Annotated in this window: 1 pseudogene; it reads left to right on the plus strand. The window is 67.5% G+C overall.

Annotation, left to right across the window (positions count from 1 at the left end):
- Positions 1–234 (plus strand): annotated as a pseudogene (locus AAEZ05_RS30315) (DUF6515 family protein); the annotation flags it as partial.

Raw genomic sequence — 234 nt, forward strand, 5'->3', positions numbered from 1 at the left:
GAGCATAACCTGCCGATCCAGGGCCGGCCCGATACCGTGCGCCAGACTCAGGAGCCGCGCCAGGGTTATTACCGTGATATTCCCAGACGCCCCGATGACAATCGGCATTGGGAGGCCGGCGGCCCTGGTTCGCGTCCGGGTAACGATCGCCCCGGTGATAACCGCTGGCCAGGCCGCCCCGACGGGCATGGCAACGGCTGGGGCCCTGGCCCGCAACATCGCCCTGGTTATGTC

The sequence above is a fragment of the Pseudomonas sp. HY13-MNA-CIBAN-0226 genome, assembly GCF_040310305.1.
GTDB classification, from domain to species: domain Bacteria; phylum Pseudomonadota; class Gammaproteobacteria; order Pseudomonadales; family Pseudomonadaceae; genus Aquipseudomonas; species Aquipseudomonas gregormendelii.